We start from the raw sequence: 24931 nt of genomic DNA, 5'->3' as shown, positions 1-24931 counted from the left end.
TTCCCGCTCAGCCGAGCAGGATGACGTCGAGGCGGCGTGGCCCGTGGACGCCTTCGACGCGCTCGAGCTCGATGTCGGACGTCGCCGACGGGCCGGAGATCATGGTGATCGGCGCGGTCGGCTCGACCCGGGCGAGCGCCTCGGGGACGAGTTCGACGACGCTGCCCACCGGCACGACGCAGATGTGGTGGTCGGGCACGAGGCTGATCGCCCGGCGGCCCTCGTCGGCGCGGCCGGACAGGAAGATGGTCCCGGTCTCCGCGCACGACACCGTCGAGGAGGTCACCACGGCGTCGATGGTGTCGTTGAGCTCGCGGACGCCGAGCGGCTTGTCGACGTCCTCGGCGTGGAACCGACCGCCGCCGCCGGGGCCGTCACCGCCCGCGATTCCGCCGCCGGGCAACCACGCCGGGTCCAATCCGGAGGGGACGATGATGCGGTGGGTGTCGCCAAGCAAATCCTCCAACCTGCCCGGGAGCGACGCCGGGGTCTCGCGGAAAACGGCGGCCTTGTAGTCGAGCAGGCGGTCCTCGAGCATGTCCAGGATCGCGGCGCGCTCGAGCGCCGACCGCCTGCGGTAACCGCGCGGGACCTGCGGGGCCACGGGCGCATCGGCGAGGGCCGTGCGGATGCGGCCGAGGATGTCGTTCTTGGCGTCGCTCACTGCTGCTCCTCGTTTCCGGTGGTGCTCGTGTCGGTGGTGCTGGCGTTGGTGCTTGTGCCGGAGTTGGTGCCGGCCCTGCCCCCGTGCCTGCGCCACCAATGGCGGAAGGACTGCTTCGGCGGCGCGGGGATGTCGCGCTGGTCGGTCCATCCGGCGGCGATGCCCGGCAGGCGGCCGATGCGGCGGTCGCGGCCGGCGAGGATGCGCCCCAGCGGCAGGCCGCGCTCGAGCAGCGACATGCGGGAACCGGAGGACATCGCGGCGGACGCGGCCTTCATCATCAGGTCCATCTGCGACGGCACCGGCCCGCGGTCCGCCTCGACGGCCTTCGCGCGCAGGTGGACGAGGATCTCCGGGATGTTGATTTTGACCGGGCACACGTCGTAGCAGGCGCCGCACAGCGACGACGCGAACGGCAGCGACGCGTTTTCCTCCGACTCGATGCCGGTGAGCTGCGGCGACAGGATCGCGCCGATCGGCCCCGGGTACGTCGACCCGTAGGAGTGCCCGCCGGCGTGCTCGTAGACCGGGCAGACGTTGAGGCACGCCGAGCAGCGGATGCAGTGCAGCGCGGCACGGCCGACCTCGTCCTCCAGGACGGCGGTGCGGCCGTTGTCCAGCAGCACCACGTGCACGTCCTGCGGCCCGTCGCCGGGCGTGACGCCGGTCCACATGGAGGTGTACGGGTTCATGCGCTCGCCCGTCGACGACCGCGGCAGCAGCTGCAGGAACACCTCCAGGTCGGTGAACGTGGGCACGATCTTCTCGATGCCCATCACCGTGATCAGCGTGTCCGGCAGCGTCAGGCACATGCGGCCGTTGCCCTCGGATTCGACGACGGTGAGCGTCCCGGTCTCGGCGACGCCGAAGTTGGCGCCGGACACGGCGACGGTGGTGCCCAGGAATTTCTCGCGCAGGTGCAGCCGGGCGGCTTCGGCGAGGTCGCGCGGGTCGGAGGTCAGCGATTCGTCGGTGTCGGGCATCTCCTCGAGGAAGATGTCGCGGATCTCGTGCCGGTTGCGGTGGATCGCGGGCACGAGGATGTGCGACGGCTTGTCGTCGCCGAGCTGCACGATCAGCTCCGCCAGGTCGGTCTCGGTGGCGGTGATCCCCTGCTTTTCCAGGTGCGCCTCCAGGCCGATCTCCTGGGTGGCCATGGACTTGACCTTGATGACCTCGCTCGACCCCGTCTCCCGGATCAGCTTTGCGACGATGCCGTTGGCCTCCTCGGCGTCACGCGCCCAATGGACCGTGCCGCCCCGGGCGGTGAAATTGCGCTCGAATTCCTCCAGCAGCGCCGGGAGGTCGGCGGCGACGGTCTGCTTGAGGGCGGATCCGGCGTCGCGGAGCAGCTCCCAGTCGGGCAGCTCGCCCGCGACGGCCGCGCGCTTGCCGCGGATGGTGTGCGTGGCGTGGCGGATGTTCGCGCGCATCTGGGTATTGCGCATCTGCTCCTTCGCCGCCGCCGGGAAGGCGGTGGTGGCGTGGAGGTTGCCGTGCCCGTGGGCCGGGCGGGCGGCGGGGATGCCCAGGTTGATGGAGGTCATCGCGCACCCCCGAAGGCCGCGGCGAAGCCCGAGCGGCGGGCGGCGGCGAAGCGCCCCGCACCACCTGCTTTGCCCGACCTGCTGCGGCGCGGCGGATTCGGGATGGACAGCTCGACCGGGCCGGTGACGTCGAGCGGCTCCTCCCTGGTGGAGGCGAGGATCTCGGCGAGGTGGACCGCGCGGACCCCGACGTCGCGGCGGGCCATCGCACCGCCCATGTGCAGCAGGCAGGACGCGTCGCCGCCGGCGCACACCGACGCACCGGTGTCGACGATGTTGCCGATCTTCTCCTCGACCATGCCGCCGGAGACGTCCGGGTTCTTCATGGCGAAGGTCCCTCCGAAACCGCAGCACTCGTCGGCGTCGTCAAGCTCCCTGAAATCGATCCCGCCCACCGTGCGCAGCAAGCCGGCCTGGCGGTCCCCCAACCGCAGCAGCCGCATGCCGTGGCACGACGGGTGATAGGTGACCGCGTGCGGGAAATGCGAGCCGAGCTGCTCGGCGGCGTCGGTGATGCCCAGGACGTCGACGAGCAGCTGCGACAGCTCGTAGGTGTTCGCGGCGACCTCGGCGGCGCGCTCGGCCAGGCGCTCATCGCCGCCGGCGCGGGCCACCATGGGCTGCTGGTGGCCGAGCGAGGCGACGCACGAGCCCGAGGGGGCGACGGCGACGTCGTAATCGGCGGCCGAGAAGGCCTCGACGTGGTTGCGCACGACGGGCAGGGCCTCCGGCAGGTAGCCGCTGTTGACGTGCATCTGCGAGCAACAGCCCTGGCCGGCGGGGAAAACGACCTCGTGGCCGAGGCGTTCCAGGATGCGGACGGTGGCCAGGGCGACCTTCGGGTACATCGCGTCGACGATGCACGTCGAGAAGAGCGCGATTCTCATCGGACCTCCAAAGTGGGTGGGTTCGGCACGGCGGCGGGGCGGGGCTGGGACGGCGAGGCGGAGCGGAGCAGGCCCTCGGCCGGGCTGTGGGCGGCCTCAGCCCCCGCTGTGGCTGGCCTCGACCCCCGCTGTGGGCGGCCTCAGCCCCCGCTGTGGTCAGACCACACTAAACCAGTGAGCCACGTCACGCAAACTTCCGGGAAATTTCGTTTTGGTGCTTGATTTACGTGACCGCAGTCACATAGTGTCCTGTGGACTGACCACACGGAGTCTCGGCTCCGCATACAGAACCGGCCACCGCCTCCCCACCCGTTAGCGCGCGGACGGCCGCAGAAAGGACCGATACATGGACAATCTCGCCGTGCTGAGCTTCCTGGCTCTGCTGCCCCTGCTACTGGTGGGCGTCCTTCTCGCCGGATTCCGCTGGCCCGCCAAACTGGCCATGCCCGTCGGCTACTTCGCCGCCGTCATCGTCGCCGTCACCGTGTGGAAGATGAGCGTCACCGGCGTCCTCGCCGCGACGATCGAAGGCGTCATCGTCGCCGGAACGATGCTCTACATCGTCTTCGGCGCCCTCCTGCTGCTGTCGACGCTCACCGTCGGCGGCGCGATGGCCACCATCCGGGCGGGGTTCAACAACATCTCCGCCGACCGCCGCATCCAGGCGATCATCATCGGCTGGCTGTTCGGCTCCTTCATCGAGGGCGTCTCCGGCTTCGGTACCACCGCCGCCGTCGTCGCCCCGCTGCTGCTGGCCATGGGCTTCCCCGCGATGTCGGCCGTCATGGTCGGGCTCATCGTCCAGTCCACGCCCGTCAGCTTCGGCGCCGTGGGCACCCCGATCCTCGTGGGCGTGGCCAGCGGCCTCGGCGGCGACCCCGCCGTCGCACAGCGCGTGGAGATCCTCGGCGTGACCATGCCGGAGTTCGTCAACTCCATCGGCTTCTACACCGCGGCCATCCACACGATCGTCGGCGTGCTCATCCCGCTGATCATCGTCACCCTGCTCACCGGCTTCTTCGGCCCCGACCGCCGCTTCCGCGACGGCCTGGTCATCTGGCCCTTCGCCATCTACGCGTCACTGGCGATGACCATCCCCTACCTGCTCGTGGCCAAGTTCCTCGGCCCGGAGTTCCCCTCCATGTTCGGCGGCATCATCGGCCTGGCGCTGGTCATGTTCACCTCCAGCAAGGGCTTCCTCATGCCCGCCGACACCTTCCGTTTCGAGCCCCGCGAGAGCTGGCCGTCCCGCTGGATGGGCACCATCGAGCCGGCCGAGGCCACCGACGTCTCTTCCCGCATGAGCCTGACCCGCGCCTGGGCGCCCTACGTGCTCATGGCCGCTCTCCTCGTGGCCACCCGCGTCATCGCACCGCTCAAGGAGTGGCTGACCGGCCTGGCCATCCCCTTCGAGAACATCCTGGGCACCGAGGTCACCACCACCGTCCAGCCGTTCTACCTGCCGGGCTTCGTGCTCATCCTCACCTCCGTCTTCGCCTACGTGCTCCACCGCATGAACGGCGCGCAGATCCGCCAGACCATCGGCATTTCGGCCGGTCAGCTCGCCGGCACGGCGGCGGCCCTGATCTTCGCGGTGCCGCTGGTGCGCGTGCTCATCCAGTCCGGCCCCGCGCTCAACGAGTCCGGCCTGTCCAGCATGCCGGTCACCCTCGCCGAGGGCGCGGCCCTGGTCTCGGGCTCGGCGTGGCCGGTCATCGCCCCGTGGATCGGCGCCCTGGGCGCGTTCATCGCCGGCTCGAACACCGTCTCCAACCTGACGTTCTCGCAGTTCCAGTACTCCACGGGCGTGGCCATCGGCCTCGAGCGCCCGGAGCTGGTCGTCGCCGCCCAGGCCATCGGCGGCGCCGGCGGCAACCCGATCGCCATCCACAACATCGTCGCCGCGTCCGCGACGGTGGGCCTGCTCGGCCGCGAGGGCGATCTGCTGCGGCAGACCATCCTGGTGACCACCTACTACTGCCTCGCCGGCGGTGCCGTGGCCTACCTGTTCATCTACGGATTCGGCCTCAACCTGGGCACGGTCATGCTCGCCGCCCTCATCGTCACGCTGGGATTCATCGCCATGAAGCTGTGGCGCAAGGAAACCCCGGCCAAGGTCGCCGCCCGGGTCTGATCCGGGTAACCGGCCGTCACTCCCGCGAGGGGCGGTCGGCCCGGGCCCGGGCGCCGGGCCTAGAATCGACGGAAGTCGTTTCTGCCAGGAGGACCGCCCATGCCCGCGACCACCGCCCGCGCCTACACCGTCGTCCTCGATTGGCTGGAGGAGCGCCTCCGCAGCGGCAAGATCTCCGTCGGCGACAAGTTGCCGGGGGAACGGCAGTTCGCCGAGGACTTCGGCATTTCCCGGGCATCGGTCCGCGAGGCCATCCGCGTTCTCGACGCGATGGGCCTGGTGCGCTCGTCGACGGGCTCCGGCCCGAAGGCGGGCGCCGTCGTCATTTCGGAGCCGTCGGCGGCGCTGGCGTGGGCGCTGCGGATGCACGTGGCCACCCGGTCCCTGCCGGTCCGCGATCTGGTGCAGACCCGCCTGCTGCTGGAGACCCAGTCCGCCATCGAGGCCGCTTCCGCCCCCGATGACGATGACCGCGCCCGCACCCTCGCCCGCGCCGCCGAGCTTCTGGAGGTCATGGACGACCCCGACCTGCCGGCCGCGAAGTTCCACGCCCACGACGCCGAGTTCCACGTGCTGTTGGCCTCGCTGGCCGGCAACGTGGTCGTGGAGACGATCATGGCCTCCCTGCGCCAGGCGACCATCGGCTACGTGCAGGAAACGGTCTCCGGCCTGGACAATTGGCCCGAGATCAGCTGCGGGCTGCAGGACCAGCACCGCGAGATCCTCCAGGCCATCCGCGAGCGCCGCGGTGACGATGCCGCCGAGCTGCTGCGCCACCACATCACCTGGTTCTACGGCTTCAGCGAGAAGAAGGCCTAGAATTACGAGGGCCCGCGACCCCTCAGCCCCCGAGAACCCGTTGGCACCGACCCATCGATTCAATTTCATCCCGCGCGTGTCTCTTCCGAAGGTCGCGTACGGGACGAACTTGAAGAAAAGGGGGCCCAAGAGTTCAATCTCATCCCGTAGGCGGCTCCCCCGAAGGTCATGCACGGGACGTTCTTGAATAGTTTTTTCTCAGGTTCATCCCACGGAGGATTCCGCCTCGCTTGACGACGCCCACCGCCCCCGTGACCAGCGCAAACGAAAAGTCGACGCTGTGCGCCCCTCAGCGCCGTCGGCCGGTGCCGGAGTGCGTGCGGCGGCCCCTGTGGCGGCTGCGAGCCTTCTGACGTCACGGCCTCGATGGGCCCCGATCCCCGACGTCATTTCGCGGCCACCGTCCCGGGTTAAGGGACAGGATGTGGTGGAAAACCGCCCCCGAGACAGCGGAAAACCCCGGACTCTGTACGAATCCGGGGTTTTCCCGTGGTGGGCGAAGGGGGACTTGAACCCCCACGTCCCGAAGGACACTGGCACCTGAAGCCAGCGCGTCTGCCATTCCGCCACTCGCCCGTGGCAACGAGGAATACAATAACACCAGCAGTCCCACCGACACCAAACCCGCAGGCCACGTACCGTTTCCGGCCACCCTTGCGCACCCCTTCCGCAGGTCGCGCGCATGCCCGCGGCGCTTGCGACTTGGGGCTCCCGGGCCCCGCCGCCCCTATACTGGTGGGCGCACATACGCACGCACACGCGGGCGCCGCAGTCGCAGCCGTCACAGCGGTCACGGCGGGCGCGTCCGCACCCGATTGCCCGCGCCCGCCTCCCCCGGTTGGCTCGGGGGAAGGCGAAACGACCCGCAGATGGATTTTCTGGGACGCATCAGGAAGCTCGACAGCTCGCTGCAGCGCGGGCTGGACAATGGCTTCGCGCGCGTTTTCGGCGGCAAGGTCGTGCCGAATGAGCTGGAGGAATGCCTGAAGCAGGAGATCGAGGATTTCCTGATGCAGGATGCCGAGGGCCGCTACCTGGCCCCGAATGATTTCCGCATCGGCGTGAGCCCGAAGGATTTCGCCAATTTGTCGGCGGGTGGCCCGGAGCTGCCGTCGGAGTTGGCGGATCGGATGGGCCGCTATTGCCGCAATAACGGGTGGTCGATGTCGGGTTCGGTGTCGGTGCGCATTCAGCAGGTCGATGCGCTGCACACCGGCCAGTTGAAGACGGCCAGCCAGTTCACGGAGGGCTTCCGCGACGAGTCGGGGTTCATCGGGGAGGACGGTCAGGCGGTGTCGGCGGGTTCCCGTCCGTCGTCGCTTGACGACGGCCCCTCCACAGGTTCCGCACCCGCCCACCCGCAGGCCGCGTCGGAGCAGTTCGGCGGGGACGGCGCCGGTGATGCCGGTGCCGCCGCCGGATCCGCCGGAGCTGCGGGAGCTGGCGGTGCTGCAGCTGGCGCTGCAGCGGGCGCGGGTGTTGCAGGTGCCGCAGGAGGTGCAGGTGCTGGAGGCGCCGGCGCCGGTTCGGCCGATGCGTCCTTCGTTCCCGGCGGCGCGTCGGAAACCGAGGTCCGCTACCGCGATCCGGCGGAGGAGTACCCGGCGGAGCCGCAGGCGGGCGCCACCGGTTCTCCCAACGCCACCAACTCCCCCGCCGGCGCCTACGCCGACGAGGATTTCGCGGCACCGGATGGGGTGGCCGGGCCGTCGGAAAGCAAGGCCCCGACCACCGGCGACCGCCCGGTCCAGGTCCCGCCCGGACCGTCGTCGCCGGAGGAACAGCAGCTCACCGTGATGCTGCTGCTGCAGGACGGCTCTAACCGCACGTTCGAGGTCAAGCCCGGATCGAACATCATCGGCCGCGGCACCATCTCCGACTTCCGGCTCCCCGACACCGGCGTTTCCCGCCAGCACGCCGAGATCACCTGGGACGGCCGCGACGCCGTACTGGTGGATTTGCACTCGACAAATGGCACGATGGTCAACGATTCACCGATCGACAACTGGCTGCTCGCCGACGGCGACGTGATCTCCATGGGCCACTCGGTCATGGAAGTCCGCATCCGATAACCGGGCCGCACCCGGGCCACCACCGGCCCGGGCACCGGGAGGGCAACCACCCACCGGCCGGTACACAGGCGCCGCACGGCGCCGCGAAGAGGAGGTAAGTACGTGGAGGCGATCGTCTTCCTGCTGTCCCGCATCGCCGTCCTGGTCGTGCTGTGGTTCTTCATCTGGATGACCCTGCGCGCACTGCGGGCCGACGCCAACGCGGCATCCGGCCTGCGCCCGGTGCGCGCCGTCTCCGCGCCGTCGCTGCGCGGCCGCCCGTTCCAGCGCTCCCAGACGCCCCAGCAGCTGCTGGTCACCGCCGGGCCGCTGGCGGGGTCGCGCATGAACCTGGCCAACCAGCGGGAGATCACCATCGGCCGCGCCGACGACTCCGCCTTCGTGCTCAACGACGACTACGCCTCCTCGCACCACGCCCGCCTGATCCCCCGCGACGGCGACTGGTACCTGGAGGATCTTGATTCCCGCAATGGCACGTTCCTGAACGGCCAGCGGGTGGAACAGCCCGAGAAGCTCCAGCCAGGCATGGAGATCCGCATCGGCCGAACGACTTTGAGGTTGCAGCCGTGAATTATTCGCTCGATTACACCGCCATTTCGGATCGCGGCCTGGTCCGGCAGAACAACGAGGACTCCGCCTACGCGGGCCCCCGCCTGTTGGCGCTGGCCGACGGGATGGGCGGCCACGCGGCCGGCGAGGTCGCGTCGCAGCTGATGATCGCCCAGGTGTCCAAGCTCGACGCGGATCAGCCGGACGCCGATCTGCTCGATGCGCTGGCCATGGCCTGCGCGGAGGGCAATTCCTCCATCGCCGAGGAGATCGACGCCAATCCCGCCACGGAGGGCATGGGCACCACGCTGACCGCGTTGCTTTTCGACGGCGAGCGCGTCGGCCTGTGCCACGTGGGCGATTCCCGCGGGTACCTCCTGCGCGATGGTGAGCTGACGCAGATCACCAGGGACGACACCTACGTCCAGTCGCTGGTCGACGAGGGGTCGCTGACCGCGGAGGAGGCGTCGGTGCATCCGCAGCGGTCGCTGATCCTCAAGGCGCTAACCGGCCGGCCGGTGGAGCCGACGCTGAAGTACCGCGAGGTCCACGCCGGCGACCGGTACCTGCTGTGCTCCGACGGCCTGTCCGATCCGGTCTCCGCCGAGACGATCGGCGAGGTCCTCGCCGAGGGCACCCCGGCCGAGGCGGCCAACCGGCTCGTGGAGCTGGCGCTGCGCTCGGGCGGCCCGGACAACATCACCATCATCATCGCCGACGTCGTCGACGCCTCCGCCGACACCCCGGTCGAGCCGGCGCTGGCCGGTGCGCTGGGGTCGCTGGATTCGGAGGCTCCGCGGCCGAACACCTCCGCCGGCCGGGCCGCCGCGATGCGCCCGCCCGCCGAGCAAGAGCGCGCCGTGACGTCCGGGCCCGTGGACGAGCCGCCGAAGCAGCGCGGCCGCTGGCTGGTGGCGACGGTCGTCGTCCTGGCCCTGGCGGCCGCGGCGGCCGTCGGCGTGTGGGGCTGGCGCAAGAACGATTCGATGTACCACCTCGCCGTCGAGGACGGCGTCGTCCAGGTCATGCACGGCGCCCCCGGCAGCCTGCTGGGGATCTCCCTGGACTCGCACCACCAGTTCGTGTGCCTGTCCGACGACAACGACGTGACGCTGCCGGACCCGGCCACCGACCGCGCGGCACTGGACTGCCACCTGATGACGCCCGAGGACCTCGCACCGTCGGCTCGCGCGCAGCTCGATGGGCTGCCCGCCGACTCCTACGACGAGATCCGCGGTCAGATCGGCCGGCTGGCCGAGCAGGCCCTGCCGGTGTGCCTGACCGTGGCGGAGCGCCGCAACGACGGCGCCGAGGGCGGCGAGGGTCGCGAAGGCGCCGAAGGCGACAACGCCGGCAGTGCCGCCAATGCCGACAACGCAGACGATCCGGGCACCGGTTCCGAACCGGGGGTCAACTGCCGGGAGGTGCGCCGATGACCGCCACCCGCACGGAAACCCCCGCCCGACCGGGACGCGGCCGCGAGCTGGTCATGCTGCTGCTGGCCGGCGCGGTGACGCTGCTGGCGCTGATCTCCACCGAGCTCGGCCAGGGCAACACGGCGACCATCGAGATGCTGTGGATCCTCGGCGGCTTCATCCTCGTCTTCGGCGTGGCCCACATGCTGCTGCGCTTCTTCGCGCCCTGGTCCGACCAGGTGCTGCTGCCCGTCGTCGCCGCACTCAACGGCTTGGGGCTGGTGATGATCCACCGCCTCGACATGGCCAACGGCACCACCCTGGTGCGCAGCCAGGTGATGTGGACGGTGCTCGGCGTCGGCATGTTCGTCGCCGTCATGGTGCTGCTGCGCGACCACCGGTCGCTGTCGCGGTACTCGTACATCCTGGGCCTGCTGGGCCTGATCCTGCTGGCGCTGCCGCTGGTGTGGCCGTCGTCGATCAACTCCGACGCCCGCATCTGGATCTCCATCGGCCCGTTTTCGGTCCAGCCCGGTGAGTTCGCCAAGGTGCTGCTGCTGATCTTCTTCGCCCAGCTGCTGGTGAACAAGCGCTCGCTGTTCAACGTCGCCGGCAAGCGCGTGCTCGGCCTCGACTTCCCGCGCCTGCGCGACCTGGGCCCGATCCTCGTGGTGTGGGGCATCGCCCTGGTCATCATGGCGCTGCAGAATGACTTCGGCCCGGCGCTGCTGCTGTTCGGCACCGTGCTGGGCATGCTGTTCATCGCCACCGCCCGCGGGTCCTGGCTGATCATCGGCCTGGTCCTCGTCGCCATCGGCGGCTTCGGCGTGTACCAGATCTCCGCGAAGATCCAGGACCGCGTCAACCACTTCCTCGACCCCATCGCCAACTACGACTCCGGCGGCTACCAGCTGTCGCAGGCGCTGTTCGGCATGAGCTGGGGCGGCGTCACCGGCACCGGCCTGGGCAACGGGTACCCGCAGAACGTGCCGGTCGCCCACTCCGACTTCATCCTCGCCTCCTTCGGCGAGGAGCTCGGCTTCGTCGGCCTGGCCGCCATCCTCCTGCTGTTCGCCATCCTCATCGCCCGCGGCATGAACGCCGCGATGCAGGTGCGCGATTCCTTCGGCAAGCTGCTGGCCTCCGGCCTGGCGCTGACCATCGCCATCCAGGTCTTCGTCGTCGTCGCCGGCATCTCCAAGATGATGCCGCTGACCGGCCTGACCACCCCCTTCATGTCCGCGGGCGGTTCGTCGCTGCTGGCCAATTACATCCTGCTGGCCATCGTGCTGCGCATCTCCGATTCCGCCCGCCGCCCGTGGGGGGCCGGCGCCGGTGCCCCGGCGCCCGAGCCGGCCGAGGAGGTGGCCGCGCGATGAACAAGTCCATTCGCCAGGTCATGTTGTTCACGGTGGTGCTCATCGTGTTCCTGCTGGCCAATCTCACGTGGGTCCAGGCGTTCCGCACCGAGCAGTACGCCGAGAACCCCCTCAACTCCCGCCAGTTCCTCGAGGAGAAGTCCCGCCACCGCGGCCAGATCAGCGCCGGCGGCGAGATCCTCGCCCGTTCGGAGCTGGGCGCCGACGGCTACTACTCCCGCGTCTACGAGACCAACCCCGCGGCGTACGCCCCGGTGGAGGGCTACTTGTCGGACATCTACGGCTCGAGCGGCCTGGAGCGTTCGCAAAACGACATCCTCAACGGCTCCGACCCGTCGCTGTTCGCCTCGCGGGCCATCGACACGATCACCGGCCGCGAGCGCGCCGGCGCCAACCTCGAGCTGACCCTGCTGCCCGAGGCCCAGGAGACCGCCTACCGCGCGCTGGCCGACAACGGCTACGTCGGTTCGGCGGTGGCCATCCGCCCCTCGACGGGCGAGATCCTGGCCATGGCGTCGACCCCGTCGTTCGACCCGAACGACATCGCCGCCAACGATTCCGACGAGTGGCAGCGGCTCAACTCCGACGCCGACGCCCCGCTGCTCAACCACGCGACCCAGCGGCCCCTGCCGCCGGGTTCGACGTTCAAGGTGCTCACCACCATCGCCGCCGTGGAAAACGGCGCCGGCCCGGACACCCCGGTCACCGGCGCGTCGGAGATCACCCTGCCGGGCACGAACACGACGCTGGAGAACTACGGCGGCCAGTCCTGCGGCGGCACGACGAATCTGCGCACCGCCTTCGCCCGCTCGTGCAACACCGCGTTCGCGGAGCTGGCCATCAACACCGGCGCGGACCCGCTGCGCGACGCCGCCGAGCGCATGGGCGTCGGCGAGGACCTCGACGGCCTCGGCGTCCCGCAGGAGCCGTCGACCCTGGGCGAGATCCCGGACGACGCCGCCCTGGGCCAGACCTCCATCGGCCAGCGCGACGTGTCCTTCACCCCGCTGCAGAACGCGATCATCGCGGCGACCATCGCCAACAATGGCGTGCGCATGGAGCCGCACCTGGTCAAGTCCGTGCAGGGCCAGGACCTGTCCCCGCTCAAGACCATCGAGCCCAAGGAAGTCAACGAGGCCATCCACCCCGACACCGCCGCGATCCTCACCGATCTGATGCGCGGGTCGGAGAACAACTCCGGCGGCAACGGCTCCGTCATCGCGTCCAAGACGGGCACCGCGGAGCACGGCTCCGAGCGCGGCGCGCTGGCCCCGCACGTCTGGTACATCGCGTTCGCCCCGGATTCCGACGTCGCGGTCGCCGTGGTCGTCGAGTCCGGCGGCGGCCAGGGCCAGTCGGCGACGGGCGCGTCCGTCGCCGCCCCGATCGGCCGCGAGGTCATCGCCGCCGTCGAAAGGTCGGTGCGCTAACCATGAACGACGCAGCCAATCCCCCCAATCCCCCCAATCCCGCAAACCGGTCGACCGACCCCGCCGACCGCCCCACCAATCCCGCCGGCCAGCCCCTCGACGCCGAGGCGGCGGCGGTCCAGGAGGCGCTCGGCACGTCGCGCTACCGCATCCGCTCGGTGCTCGGCCGCGGCGGCATGTCCACGGTCTGGCTCGCCGACGATCTGACGGCCGGCGACCGCCCGGTGGCGGTGAAGGTGCTCAACCGCGAGTTGGGCGACGACGAGGAGTTCCGCCAGCGCTTCCGCAACGAGGCGTCCGCGGCCCGCAGCGTCGACAGCCCCAACGTCGTGGCCATCCATTCGCACGACGAGCCGGGCCCCGGGGCCGACGGCCCCTGCTACATCGTCATGGAGTACATCCGCGGCGAGTCGCTTGCCGACGTCCTGCGCCGCCGCCGCACGCTGCCCGAGCACCTCGCGCTCGACGTCGTGGAGCAGACGGCCCACGGCCTGTCCGCGATTCACGCGGGCGATCTGATCCACCGCGACATCAAGCCGGGCAATCTTCTGGTCACGCCGGAGGGCACGGTGAAGATCACCGACTTCGGCATCGCGAAGGCCGCCGAGGCCGTGCCGCTGACCCGCACGGGCATGGTCGTGGGCACCGCCCAGTACGTGTCCCCGGAGCAGGCGCAGGGCAAGCAGGTCACGCCGGCGACGGACGTCTACTCGCTGGGCTGCGTGGCCTACGAGATGGCCGCCGGCCGCCGGCCGTTCGCCGGCGACACCACCGTCGCCGTGGCGGTGGCGCACATCAACGAGCCGCCGCCGGCGCTGCCGCAGACGGTGCACCCGCACATCCGCGAGCTCATCGGCATCATGCTGCGCAAGGATCCCGCCCGGCGCTACGCCGATGGCCGGGAGCTGGCGCAGGCGGTGCTGCGGGTGCGGCAGGGCCATCGCCCGCCGCAGCCGGCCGGGGTGCAGCCGAGCACCCACCGCCAGTCCGATGCCGCGCATCCGGCCACCAGCGAACTGGGCGCGCTCACGTCGCCCGCCCTGCGCCAGCCGCCGGAGACCGGCCTGCTCGGCGCGGGCGCTGCCGGTGCTGCGGCGACCGGCCGGACGCGGGCACACGACGTTGCGCGACCCGATCGACGCCCCGCCCCGCGGCCGCAGCGGCGCAAGAAGAGCAACGCCGGACTGTGGATGACGCTGATCCTCCTGCTCGCGGTGCTGGCCGGCGCGGTGTGGGTGGTTATGGGCATGATGTCCGACCGCGGCACCGGCGCCCCGACCACGAGCACGCGGACGACCACGGAGTCGGTGACCGAAGAGTGGACCGGCCCGACCGGCACCACCGAGGACGCGCCCACCGAAACGACCACGCCCGACGAGCCCACCGAAACGCAGACGCCGACGCAGACTCCGACGGAAACGGAGACCCCCACCCCGGAGGTCCCCGAGGTGCCCACCCTGCCGGGGATCGAGGACCTCCCCGGCCTCGGCGGCGGCACCGGCGGCACGGGCGGCGGTGGCGGCGGCAACGCCGACGTCAACGGGGCACCCGAGTTTCCGGGTCTCCCGCTTTCGCCCGGATTGACGGGATGATGGACGTGGCACGATGATTTTTCACCGAAACCAAAAATCGGCCGACAATCTGCGCGAGCATTCGAACGAAACGTCACTAGCACCACCACATGAACCTCCACAGCATCACCTGACCGAAGGGAGTCTCCGATGACCAGCGGCGACGAACTCCTCTCCGGCCGTTACCGGCTCGGCGGGCTCATCGGCGTCGGCGGCATGTCCGACGTCTATTCCGCCAACGACACGTTGCTCGGCCGCGAGGTCGCGGTGAAGATGATGCGCGCCGATCTCGCGAGGGAAGAGAACTTCCTCGAGCGGTTCCGTCGTGAAGCGAAGAACGCGGCGTTCCTCAACCACCCGGTGATCGTCTCCGTCTTCGACACCGGCGAGACCGAGGGCCCGATGGGCACGGTGCCGTACATCGTCATGGAGCTGGTGCAGGGCGAGACGCTGCGCGACATCGTGCGCCGCGAGGGCCCGATGGACCCGCGGCGCGCGTCGTCGATCCTGGCCGACGTGTGCGATGCGCTGAATTTCTCGCACGAGCAGGGCATCATCCACCGCGACGTCAAGCCCGCGAACATCATGCTGACCAACACCGGCGCGGTGAAGGTCATGGACTTCGGCATCGCCCGCGCGCTGGGCGATTCGACCACGATGACGCAGACGGCGGCGGTGATCGGCACGGCCCAGTACCTGTCGCCGGAGCAGGCGCGCGGCAAGGCCGCCGACGCCCGCTCGGACATTTACAGCGTGGGTTGCGTGCTCTTCGAGACCCTCACCGGCCAGCCGCCGTTCACCGGCGAGACCCCGCTGTCGGTGGCGTACCAGCATGTCCAGGACGATCCCCCGTTGCCGTCGACCCTGGTCAAGGGGCTTTCCGACGACGACGGCACGGCGTTGGACGCCGTCTTGCTCACGGCGATGGCCAAGGATCCCTCCGAGCGGTACGACACGGCGGCGGATTTCGCCGAGGAGCTGCGCCGCATCAGCCGGGGCGAGGTCCCTCTTGCGGCGCTGCCGCATCTCGAGGATGACGGCGATGACGGCCACGACGATCCCCGCGGCTCCGACGGCCGTACCCGCGTCGGCTCGGCGGTCCCCGCCGCCGCGGCCGGTGCGGGGGCGGGCGCCGCCGCCGCGAGGCCGCGGCGGAGTGGGGCGGCGCCGGCTCGTCGCCAAGCACGCGAGCCCGAGCCCCGCGACCGCGAGGACGAGAAGAAGAAGGGCGGCATGTTCGCCACCGTCGCGTGGCTGGCCATCGCGGCGCTGCTGCTCGGCGCCGTCGGCGTGGTGTCCTACAACCTGTTCACCGACACCGGCCAGACCGAATCCGTGGCGGTGCCGCAGGTCGAGGGCATGTCCGCCGACCAGGCGCAGGAAATGCTGGAGCAGGCCGGCTTCGTCGTCGACCGCCACGATGAGCCGCACCCGGACATCCCGCGCAACTTCGTCATCGCCACCGAGCCCGCCTTCGGTTCGGGGTTGCCGGAGGGCTCGACGGTGGTGCTGAAGGTGTCGTCGGGCCGCGAGATCACCGACGTGCCCGACGTGCGCGACACCCCGGCCGAGGAGGCCCGCCGCCTGCTGGAGGAAGCCGGCCTGCAGGTCGACCCGCAGCTGCGCGAGGAGCCGTCCGCCGACATCCAGCGCGGCCACGTCATCGACCAGTCGCCGTCGGCCGGCGCGCAGGTGTCCAAGGGCACGCGCGTGAACCTGACGGTGTCCTCCGGGCCCGAGACCAGGACCGTCCCCGACGTCACCGGCCAGAACCTGGAGTCGGCGCGGGCGACGCTGGAATCGGCGAACTTCGTCGTGCGCGTCACCGAGATCGACTCGACGGAGCCCGAGGGCCGCGTCCTCGAGGTCCCGCAGGCCGGCGAGCGCCTGCCCACCAACTCGACGGTGGAGCTGCGCGTCTCCCGCGGCAACCAGATGCGCATGCCCTCCGTCGAGGGACGCAACGCAGGCGACGCCGAGCGCGCGCTGCGCGACGCCGGATTCACCGGCACCATCAACCGCAGCACCGTGACCACCCTCGACCCGACGCGGGTGGACACCGTGGAGACCCAGCGCCCCGGCCGCGACGCCGTGGTGAACAAGGACGGCGACGTCGAGCTGGTCGTCTTCGTCCTCGGCGTCGACGCCCCGCCGCCCCCGGAGGGCGGAGGCGGCGGCATCAACCTGCCGGTGCCCGTCCCCGTGCCGGGGTTGCCCGACAATTGAAGGTGGTAGCCACGTAGGCGCCGCCGACGACCGAGGCCCGGTCCCTCTCCAGGAGGGGCCGGGCCTCGGCGCGTGGGTGGTGGGGGTGCGCGGCGGTGGGGCGGCGATGGGGGCGGCTCAGCCGGCTACCACTCAGCCAGCCACTACTCAGCCAGCCACTACGTCGTCGAACGCCCGCTGGTAGCCGGCCTGCTCGTCCTCGAGCGCGCCGAGCAGGGCCTCGGAGTAGGTGCCGCCGGCCTCGGTCAGCCAATTGGCCAGCATGCGGTGCCCGAACTGGGTGAGCACCGATTCGGGGTGGAACTGCACGCCGTGGATGGGCAGCTCACGGTGGCGCATGGCCATGAGCATGCCGGAGGGGGTGTGGGCGGTGGCGATGAGCTCGCTCGGCAGCGTCGACTCGTCGACGGTCAGCGAGTGGTAGCGGGTGGCGATGAACGGATTCGCCAGCCCGCGCAGCACCCCGGTGCCGTCGTGCGAGACGGGGGACGTCTTGCCGTGGAGCAGCTCGTCGGCGCGGGCGACGGTCGCGCCGAAGACTTCGCCGATGGCCTGGTGCCCCAGGCACACGCCGAGCAGCGGGGTCCCGGCGTCGGCGCAGGCCCGGACCATCGCGGGGGTCTGCCCGGCATCGGCGGGCGTCCCGGGCCCGGGCGAGAGCAGCACCGCGTCGAACTCGCGGGCCACGGCGGCCGGGTCGGCCAGGCGCTCGTCGTCGTTGCGCCACACGGTCGTCGACTCGCCGAGCTGGCCGAGGTACTGGACCAGATTGAAGACGAAGCTGTCATAGTTGTCCACGACGAGGATGCGCATGAGCCAGAATCATACTGGTAGATTGGTCGCCGATACGCCGACGGGTCGCTGCTCGACGCCGTCGCGCGGCAGATCACGGCACGACCGACTACTAGATGGAATGGGGATCCGATGCCCAAGGCAAAGGTGAATCGCACGACCAACGCGCCGGCCGGCGGCTCCGGGATCAGCCGCACCCCGGTGAAGATCAACTCCACCCAGACCCCCACCTGGTACAAGATCGTCATGTTCGGCCTGATGGCCATCGGTCTGCTGTGGCTGGTGGTCAATTACATCGCGGGCCCGTCGATCCCGTTCATGGTGGAGCTCAACGCCTGGAATTACGTCATCGGCTTCGGCATGTTCGTCGTCGGTCTGCTCATGACCATGGGTTGGCGCTGACGCCCCCTTTTTCCCCGGCTTTTCCCACGCCCCGCGCCTCGTGCGCGGGGCGTCGTCGTTTGTCCGGGTACGGGGGTGCTTGACGACGCCTCGTCGCCCCCGTTTCGGGCATGCAACCGCACATTTCCCCGATCTGGGCGCCGGCGGGTGCTGCGCGATCCTTCCACAGAAAGCTGTGTACCAACGGTGTAATTTGTGGATGAACGTGGACCGCCGCCTGTGGACGCCTGTGGATGGATTCGGCGCCGGGTTCCGTAAAGTCGGCCCGCGGCGGCCGGTGGAAACTGTCCACATCATCCACAGCCTGTGGATGATCCTGTGCACAACAACGCCGTATACCCCTGTGGGTCTCCGGGTAACCGTGTGTTCACGTCGTTTTCACGTGTTTCGCACGGCTTTTCGTAAATTACAACAGTGGAATTATCCACAAGTGTGGACATCCCTGTGGAGCTTTGTTGAACGGCGGAGTACGCCCGCGTGGGCGTCGTAAAGCGACCGAAACGTTGGCGGAAGGGTGGATGACTGCCGGAAGAATCCATCCACAGGGCTGTGGACATGTGGATCAACACCCCTCCCCCACTACCCCCTGAAGTACACATTGAGAGTTCACCGGAGGGTGCGGCCCCGATTCACCCCGGTCCTCCGTGCCCGCACACGCTCGGAGCCTGTCTCTGAGCCCGCCTCCGACCCTGCCTCTCTGCCTGCCTAAAAGCCCCCGCCCCCTCATGGGCGCACGAAAAAGCGCCGACGGACGCGAAGTCCGCCGGCGCTGCAGCCGGAATGGGTACCGGGGTTACTTGGCGATGTCGATGCCCGTGATGACGACCGGCTCCACCGGGCGATCCCAATGATCGGTGGCGATGCGCGCGATGTCGTCGACCACCTTGCGGGACTCGTCGTCGGCGACCTCACCGAAGATGGTGTGGTTGCCGTTGAGGTGCGGGGTCGGCACGACGGTGATGAAGAACTGCGAGCCGTTCGTGCCGCGGCCGCCGCGCTTGCCGGCGTTCGCCATGGCCAGCAGGTACGGGCGATCGAACTGGAGCTCCGGATGGATCTCGTCGTCGAAGTTGTAGCCCGGGCCGCCGGTGCCGGTGCCCAGCGGGTCGCCGCCCTGGATCATGAACCCGGCGATGATGCGGTGGAACACGGCCTCGTCGTAGAACGGGCCCGACTCGGTGCCCGACGCGTTCTGGCCCGAGTACTCCTTGGTGCCCTCGGCCAGGCCGACGAAGTTGTCGACGGTCACGGGAGCGTGATTGCCGAACAGGTCGATGACGATGTCACCGTGGTTGGTGTGGACGGTTGCAGTGGCGGTTTTCATGGTCACCCCGCCGAGGATACCGGCGATTCGGCGCGGCGTTCAACGAAGGTGCGGCGAAGGCTCGATGAAAGCAGGATCACGATCCGCCAACATCTTCCCGGACCGCCACCGCAGAGCGCGGAAACGAATACGCTGGATGGTGAACACCGTGCCATCGTGCGCCCCGAACGGGCGCCCGGCGGCCACGGAGATTGTCCACACTGACGAGGAGAGCACCACACCATGTACCCCAGCACCGTTTCGCTGGCTCTCAAGGGCGCCAAGTCGGCTTACGAGGCTTACGCCGACTACCGCGACAAGAAGGCCGCCGAACTGTACGACACGATGCAGGACGCCAAGAAGGTCGCCGACAAGCGCAACAAGGAGACCATGAAGAAGGCGTCGGCGTTCGCCGATGACGCCCGTGGCCAGCTCCAGACCCTCGGCGACGACGTCGTGTCCGAGGCCGAGGCCCTGCGCGACCGCGCCACCGATGGTGTCGCCGACCTGAAGAAGGCCGGCGAGAAGAACCGCAAGCAGTCGGCGAAGAAGGTCGCGAAGATCCGCAAGAACGCGGAGAAGAAGGGCTTCAAGGCGAACCGCGATGCCAAGAAGGCGCGCAAGAACGCCGAGAAGCAGGCCGCCGCCACCCGCAAGGATCTGGCCAAGCGCGCCAAGGCCGGCCGCAAGGACGCCGCCAAGCTGGCGAAGTCCACGCGCAAGGACCTGGAGAAGAAGGTGCAGCAGACCGCCGACAAGCTCTCCGGCAAGGAGGCGCGCCGCGCGAAGTCGGGCCGCATCGCCACCGGTTCCATCGTCTTCGCCGTGGTCGCCGCGGTCGTCGCCGCGATCGTGTGGAAGCTGAAGTCCGGCGGCAAGCTGCCGGTCGATCCGGCCCCGGTCAAGCAGAAGGCCGCGGAGGTCAAGGAGACCGTCGCCGCCAAGGCCGGCCAGGCCAAGGACGTCGCCGCCGACAAGGCCGCCGAGGTCAAGGACGCCGCCGCGAAGAAGGCGGACGAGGTCAAGGACGCGTCGGCGAAGAAGGTCGACGAGGCCAAGGATGCCTCCGCCGAGAAGGCCGCCGCCGCGAAGTCCACCACCGCCGGCGCCCAGGCCGATGCCGCCGACAAGCGCGCCGACGCCGCCGAGGCCGCCGCCGACAAGGCGGACGAGGCCAAGAAGGCCGCCGAAGCCAAGGCCGCGGAGGAGCGCGCCAAGGCCGAGGAGAAGACCCAGGAGGCCAAGGCCGCCGAGGAGACCGCCGCCAAGGAGGCCCAGAAGGAGGCCGACAAGGCCGACGAGTCGAAGGCCAATGACGGCGACGTCTCCGGTGACGTCGCCCCGACCGAGGTGAAGGTCCAGTCCGAGGTCAAGGCCCCGAAGGCCAACGCCCCGAAGCCGGGCGGCGCCAAGGGTGCCGCGCCGAAGCCGGGTGCCGCGCCGAAGCCGGGTGCCGCGCCGAAGCCGGGTGCCGCCAAGGGCAAGGGCGCTGCCCCGAAGCCGGGCGCCCCGAACCCGGGCCAGATGCCGGAGCAGGTCGACGAGGCCCCGAAGCCGATCATCGACGACGAGAAGTAGTCGCCGGCCGCCGGGCCTGACCCCTCCGCGCGGAACATCGCGCAACGGCCGGCCCGGCACCACTGCCGACACCGGCACCGAACGACGAAGCGGCGTCCTCCCGAATCACTCGGGAGGGCGCCGCTTTCGCATGCCGCCCCTTCCGCACGCTGCCGCTCCCGCATGCCGCCCCTTCCGCACGCCGCGGCTACCGCACGCCGCCGCTTTCGCATGCCGCCTCTTCCGTACGCCGCTGCTACCGCACGCCCCCGCTTCCGCATGCCGCCACTTCAGTACGCCGCCCCCACCGTGCCTCCCGCACCCCAACTAGCCGAAACCCCGACATGAACGGCACTAACTGCCGACGCTTCGGCGATTTCGTTGCATCAAATCGCCGAAGCGTCGGCAGTTAGTGCCGTTAACCCCCCTCCCCGGCCCCTCCCCGGCCCCTCCGCCGGACCGAAAGCCCGCTCATCCGGGTTAAGGGAACGGCCAAGGGACGGGTAAAGGGAAGCGTCAAGGCACAGGATGGGGCCACGGGACAGCATGCGCTGATCCCCACCCCGAAATCGCGAAAAGGGCCGACGTCAATCGTCGGCCCTTCCCTCTTCTCGTGGAGCCTAGGGGAATCGAACCCCTGACCCCCACCTTGCAAAGGTGGTGCTCTACCAATTGAGCTAAGGCCCCGGTTCACGGCGACGGAAAAACCCCGCGCCGACGAGCTGTGGCTTCGTCGGCGCGGGGCCCGTTCGTGGTGGGCCTAGGAGGACTTGAACCTCCGACCCCTTCGTTATCAGCGAAGTGCTCTAACCGCCTGAGCTATAGGCCCCTGAACCGGGATATAACTTAACCCGGAATCTCGGGGGAAACCAAATCGGCTGGTCAGCAACCTTTTTCGGCGCTTGCTCGCGAGCGTCGCCGGAGTGTGCCGGTCCCCGGCTTCGGCTTGACGACGCCTGCCCGCTAACCCACCTCGAATGACCTAACCCACCCGTTACAACAGGCCATTCTCGCCATTCGGGGTGGGTTAGCCGGAGAGGAGTCGGGCCTACCGAGGAGGGGCGGCCCTTTCGGGGAGGGGCCGCCGCCCACCCCCTATTCGACGTCGTCGAGCGTGACCGTCACGCCGCCGACCAAATCGGAGCAGGCGTTGTAGACCACGGCACCGAGGGTGGCCAGCGCGGTGATGAGCACCGCCCACAGCACCCCGATGCCCGCCGCGACGGCGAAGAGCAGGCCGGCGCCGAGGGCCGCGTCGCCGCCGAGGAGGTCGTTGAAGCGGTCGCGGAAGCCCATCGCCTCGAAGAGGAGGTAGAGCACCGCCACCGCCACCATCCAGGCGAGGAACCCGATGACGCTGATCGCCGCCGAGACCCGCAGCGTGGTCCACGGGCTGATCCGGCGGACCAGCAGTTGGGTGTCGGTCATGGGCTACTCCTCGTCGCCCTCGTCGGCGTCACCGGCGTCGGCGGGCTCGTCCTCGTTGTCGGAGGCGGAGACGCCGCCCGGGCGCGGGTCGACGATGTCGAGGGTGCCGGTCTCGGAGACCTTCACCGCCGTCTCCTCGCCCTCGTCCTCGACGTTGCGGTCGATGGCCAGCAGCTCGGTGCCGTCGGCCAGGTTGACCAGGCGGACGCCCTTCGTGGCCCGCGACGTCGCGCGGATCTCGTTGACGCGGGTGCGGATGATGTCGCCGGCGGAGGTGACGGCGAAGATCTCGTCGTCGTTGGACACCACCAGCGCGCCCATGATCGCGCCGCGCTTCGGGTCGTACTTCAGGGTGAGCACGCCCTGGCCGCCGCGGCCCTGCGGGGCGTACTCGTCCAGCGGGGTCTTCTTGCCGTAGCCGCCGGTGGTGGCGACCAGCAGGTGCTGGCCCTGCTCCACGACGACCATGCTCAGCAGCTTGTCGTCGCCCTTGAAGCGCATGCCCAGCACGCCGGCGGTGGCGCGGCCCATCGGGCGCAGCGCGTCGTCGGAGGCGGTGAAGCGGATGGCCTGGCCGCGCTCGGAGATGAGCAGCAGGTCGTCGTCGCCGGAGCACAGGCGGGCGCCGATGAGGGAATCGCCCTCCTTGAGGTTGATGGCGATGAGGCCGGCGCTGCGGGCGGAGTCGTACTCCTCCAGGCGGGACTTCTTCACCTTGCCCTCGGTGGTGGCCAGCACCAGGTACGGGGAGTCCTGGTAGGTCTGGATCTGCAGCACCTCGGCGATGCGCTCGCCCGGCTGGAATTCCAGCAGGTTGGCCACATGCTGGCCGCGGGCGGCGCGGGTGGCCTCGGGCAGCTCGTAGGCCTTGAGGCGGTAGACGCGGCCGCGGTTGGTGAAGAACAGGATCCAGTCGTGCGTGGAGCAGACGAAGAAGTGGCGGATGATGTCGTCCTGCTTCAGGTCCGCCCCGCGCACGCCCTTGCCGCCGCGGCGCTGCGACTTGTACGCGTCGACCTTGGTGCGCTTGGCGTAGCCGGTCGAGGTGATGGTGACCACGACGTTTTCGCGAGCGATGAGGTCTTCCTCGGTGACGTCGCCGATGGCGCCGATGATCTGGGTGCGGCGGTCGTCGCCGAACTTGTCCACGACCTCGGCGAGCTCGTCGCGGACGATGGCGCGCTGGCGGTCGGGGCTGGCGAGGATGTCCTTGAGGTCGGCGATCTTGTTCTCGAGCTCGGCGAGCTCGTCGATGATCTTCTGGCGCTCGAGGGCGGCGAGGCGGCGCAGCTGCATCGCCAGGATGGCGTCGGCCTGCACCTCGTCGATGTCGAGCAGTTCCATCAGGCCGGTGCGCGCGGTGTCGACGGTGGCGGACCGGCGGATCAGCGCGATGACCTCGTCGAGCATGTCCAGGGCCTTGACCAGGCCGCGGAGGATGTGGGCCTTCTTCTCGGCCTCGTCCAGGCGGTACTGGGTGCGGCGGACGATGACTTCGATCTGGTGGTCCACGTAGAGGCGGACCATCTGGTCGATGCGCAGGGTGCGCGGCACGCCGTCGACGATGGACAGCATGTTGGCGCCGAAGCTGGTCTGCAGCTGGGAGTGCTTGTACAGGTTGTTGAGCACCACGCGCGGCACGGCGTCGCGCTTGAGCTTGACGACGATGCGCATGCCCCACTTGAGGTCCGATTCGTCGTCGATGGAGGAGATTCCGGCGAGGCGGCCGTCGCGGACCTGTTCGGCGATGTTCGCGATGAGGCGGTCGGGGTTGACCTGGTACGGCAGCTCGGTGATGACGATCGACTGGCGGGTGCCCTCCTGCTCGATGGAGGTCACGCCGCGCATGCGGATGGAGCCGCGGCCGGTGGTGTAGGCGTCCTGGATGCCCTTGTCGCCGACGATCTGGCCGGCGGTGGGGAAGTCGGGGCCCTTGATGTGGCCCATGATGGCCTCGAGCGCGGACTTGTCGTCGGCGTCGGGGTTGTCCAGGCACCAGTTGATGGCGGCGGCGACCTCGCGCAGGTTGTGCGGCGGGATGTTGGTGGCCATGCCGACGGCGATGCCGCCGGAGCCGTTCATCAGCAGCTGCGGCACGCGCGACGGCAGGATGACGGGCTCGGTGGTGCGGCCGTCGTAGTTGGGCTGGAAGTCGACGGTGTTCTCGCGGATGTCGCGGACCATCTCCATGGCCAGCGGGGTGAGGCGGGCCTCGGTGTATCGCATGGCGGCTGGGCCGTCGTCGCCGCGGGAGCCGAAGTTGCCCTGGCCGTCGACGAGCGGGTAGCGCATGGACCACGGCTGGGCCATGCGGACCATGGTGTCGTAGATGGCCGAGTCGCCGTGGGGGTGGTAGTTGCCCATGGTGTCCGAGACGGGCTTGGCGGACTTCACGTAGCCGCGCTCGGGGCGGTAGCCGTTGTCGTACATGGCGTAGAGGATGCGGCGGTGGACGGGCTTGAGGCCGTCGCGCACCTCCGGCAGTGCTCGGCCCACGATGACGGACATCGCGTAGTCGATGTAGCTGGACTGCATCTCGTCGTTGATGTCGATGGGGCGGATCTGGTCGCCGCCGCCGCCGACGCCGCCTCCGAAGAGGGTGCCGTTGTCGTCGCTCACTCGTTGTACCTCCGGGTTGTCCCGCGCTCTGCTAGTCCGCATGGTCCGCGCCGGTTGTCCCGGGGTCGGGTGGCGCGTGCGGGGAGTTTGACTCCCCCATCATACGCTGCGCCGTTGGCCCTGAAGGCCGTTGGAGG

General features: G+C 69.7%; 18 protein-coding genes and 3 tRNA genes. 11 read left to right on the top strand and 10 right to left on the bottom strand.

What is annotated here, in order from left to right:
* Positions 1-7: 7 nt before the first annotated feature.
* Genes ACFWGD_RS10370 through ACFWGD_RS10360 form a run of 3 tightly spaced genes read right to left on the bottom strand, consistent with a single transcriptional unit; the run spans position 8 to position 3098 of the window.
* Positions 8-664 (bottom strand): lactate utilization protein C, encoded by a 657-nt coding sequence (locus ACFWGD_RS10370; protein ID WP_377778617.1) that lies wholly within the window; start codon positions 662-664, stop codon positions 8-10.
* A complete protein-coding gene (locus ACFWGD_RS10365; RefSeq protein WP_377778616.1) occupies positions 661-2211 on the bottom strand; it encodes a LutB/LldF family L-lactate oxidation iron-sulfur protein in 1551 nt (516 codons plus the stop codon). Before ACFWGD_RS10365 ends, ACFWGD_RS10370 begins: the two co-directional genes overlap by 4 nt.
* A complete protein-coding gene (locus ACFWGD_RS10360; RefSeq protein WP_377778615.1) occupies positions 2208-3098 on the bottom strand; it encodes a (Fe-S)-binding protein in 891 nt (296 codons plus the stop codon). Before ACFWGD_RS10360 ends, ACFWGD_RS10365 begins: the two co-directional genes overlap by 4 nt.
* A gap of 346 nt (positions 3099-3444) precedes the next feature.
* On the opposite strand from ACFWGD_RS10360, the gene ACFWGD_RS10355 reads away from it, so the two are divergent.
* The gene (locus tag ACFWGD_RS10355) at positions 3445-5232 is read left to right on the top strand and encodes an L-lactate permease (protein WP_377778614.1); all 1788 of its coding nucleotides are present in this window, start codon (positions 3445-3447) and stop codon (positions 5230-5232) included.
* A 99-nt stretch (positions 5233-5331) separates the two neighbouring features.
* Entirely contained in the window at positions 5332-6051 is a 720-nt protein-coding gene (locus tag ACFWGD_RS10350; RefSeq protein ID WP_377778613.1) for a FadR/GntR family transcriptional regulator, read from the top strand.
* A gap of 490 nt (positions 6052-6541) precedes the next feature.
* Here the strand turns inward: ACFWGD_RS10350 and ACFWGD_RS10345 are convergent.
* A tRNA-Leu gene (locus tag ACFWGD_RS10345) sits at positions 6542-6627 on the bottom strand.
* A gap of 293 nt (positions 6628-6920) precedes the next feature.
* Here ACFWGD_RS10345 and ACFWGD_RS10340 point away from each other — a divergent pair.
* The 7 genes from ACFWGD_RS10340 (at position 6921) to pknB (ending at position 16693) form a co-directional block, all read left to right on the top strand.
* On the top strand, positions 6921-8123 hold the full coding sequence (locus ACFWGD_RS10340; RefSeq protein ID WP_377778612.1) for a DUF3662 and FHA domain-containing protein: 1203 nt from the start codon (positions 6921-6923) through the stop codon (positions 8121-8123).
* 102 nt (positions 8124-8225) lie between these two features.
* Positions 8226-8693 carry an FHA domain-containing protein gene (locus ACFWGD_RS10335; protein ID WP_377778611.1) on the top strand — a complete coding sequence of 156 codons (468 nt, stop codon included), beginning with the start codon at positions 8226-8228 and terminating at the stop codon, positions 8691-8693.
* Positions 8690-10108: a PP2C family protein-serine/threonine phosphatase gene (locus ACFWGD_RS10330; RefSeq protein ID WP_377778610.1), complete on the top strand. Its 1419-nt coding sequence runs from the start codon at positions 8690-8692 to the stop codon at positions 10106-10108. Before ACFWGD_RS10335 ends, ACFWGD_RS10330 begins: the two co-directional genes overlap by 4 nt.
* Positions 10105-11466, top strand: coding sequence for an FtsW/RodA/SpoVE family cell cycle protein (locus ACFWGD_RS10325; protein ID WP_377778609.1), 1362 nt, complete (start codon positions 10105-10107; stop codon positions 11464-11466). The genes ACFWGD_RS10330 and ACFWGD_RS10325 overlap by 4 nt, the downstream gene beginning before the upstream one ends.
* A complete protein-coding gene (locus ACFWGD_RS10320) occupies positions 11463-12896 on the top strand; it encodes a penicillin-binding transpeptidase domain-containing protein (protein WP_377778608.1) in 1434 nt (477 codons plus the stop codon). Before ACFWGD_RS10325 ends, ACFWGD_RS10320 begins: the two co-directional genes overlap by 4 nt.
* 2 nt (positions 12897-12898) lie before the next feature.
* Entirely contained in the window at positions 12899-14488 is a 1590-nt protein-coding gene (locus ACFWGD_RS10315; RefSeq protein WP_377778607.1) for a serine/threonine-protein kinase, read from the top strand.
* Positions 14489-14617: 129 nt separating this feature from the next.
* Positions 14618-16693 (top strand): Stk1 family PASTA domain-containing Ser/Thr kinase, encoded by a 2076-nt coding sequence (gene pknB, locus ACFWGD_RS10310; RefSeq protein ID WP_377778606.1) that lies wholly within the window; start codon positions 14618-14620, stop codon positions 16691-16693.
* A gap of 147 nt (positions 16694-16840) precedes the next feature.
* Here pknB and ACFWGD_RS10305 read toward each other — a convergent pair whose 3' ends face one another.
* The gene (locus tag ACFWGD_RS10305; RefSeq protein ID WP_377778605.1) at positions 16841-17506 is read right to left on the bottom strand and encodes an aminodeoxychorismate/anthranilate synthase component II; all 666 of its coding nucleotides are present in this window, start codon (positions 17504-17506) and stop codon (positions 16841-16843) included.
* Between the two features lie 111 nt (positions 17507-17617).
* Here ACFWGD_RS10305 and crgA point away from each other — a divergent pair, with 111 nt between their 5' ends.
* Positions 17618-17887 (top strand): cell division protein CrgA, encoded by a 270-nt coding sequence (gene crgA / locus ACFWGD_RS10300; protein WP_377778604.1) that lies wholly within the window; start codon positions 17618-17620, stop codon positions 17885-17887.
* A 793-nt stretch (positions 17888-18680) separates the two neighbouring features.
* Here the strand turns inward: crgA and ACFWGD_RS10295 are convergent.
* Positions 18681-19211 (bottom strand): peptidylprolyl isomerase, encoded by a 531-nt coding sequence (locus ACFWGD_RS10295; protein WP_377778667.1) that lies wholly within the window; start codon positions 19209-19211, stop codon positions 18681-18683.
* Positions 19212-19433: 222 nt separating this feature from the next.
* Between ACFWGD_RS10295 and ACFWGD_RS10290 the strand changes: the two genes are divergently transcribed.
* The gene (locus ACFWGD_RS10290) at positions 19434-20768 is read left to right on the top strand and encodes a hypothetical protein (protein ID WP_377778603.1); all 1335 of its coding nucleotides are present in this window, start codon (positions 19434-19436) and stop codon (positions 20766-20768) included.
* Positions 20769-21361: 593 nt separating this feature from the next.
* Here ACFWGD_RS10290 and ACFWGD_RS10285 read toward each other — a convergent pair.
* The 4 genes from ACFWGD_RS10285 to gyrA all read right to left on the bottom strand — a co-directional run bounded on the left by ACFWGD_RS10285 (position 21362) and on the right by gyrA (position 24794).
* A tRNA-Ala gene (locus ACFWGD_RS10285) sits at positions 21362-21434 on the bottom strand.
* A 65-nt stretch (positions 21435-21499) separates the two neighbouring features.
* Positions 21500-21576 (bottom strand) — tRNA-Ile (locus tag ACFWGD_RS10280).
* Positions 21577-21842: 266 nt separating this feature from the next.
* The gene (locus ACFWGD_RS10275) at positions 21843-22175 is read right to left on the bottom strand and encodes a DUF3566 domain-containing protein (RefSeq protein WP_377778602.1); all 333 of its coding nucleotides are present in this window, start codon (positions 22173-22175) and stop codon (positions 21843-21845) included.
* Between the two features lie 3 nt (positions 22176-22178).
* Positions 22179-24794 (bottom strand): DNA gyrase subunit A, encoded by a 2616-nt coding sequence (gene gyrA, locus ACFWGD_RS10270; RefSeq protein WP_377778601.1) that lies wholly within the window; start codon positions 24792-24794, stop codon positions 22179-22181.
* Between the last annotated feature and the right edge of the window lie 137 nt (positions 24795-24931).

The sequence above is a fragment of the Corynebacterium sp. NPDC060344 genome (assembly GCF_042725215.1).
Lineage (GTDB): Bacteria > Actinomycetota > Actinomycetes > Mycobacteriales > Mycobacteriaceae > Corynebacterium.
Note: the sequence above shows the minus strand (reverse complement) of the source record. Positions and strands in the feature narration are given on the sequence as shown.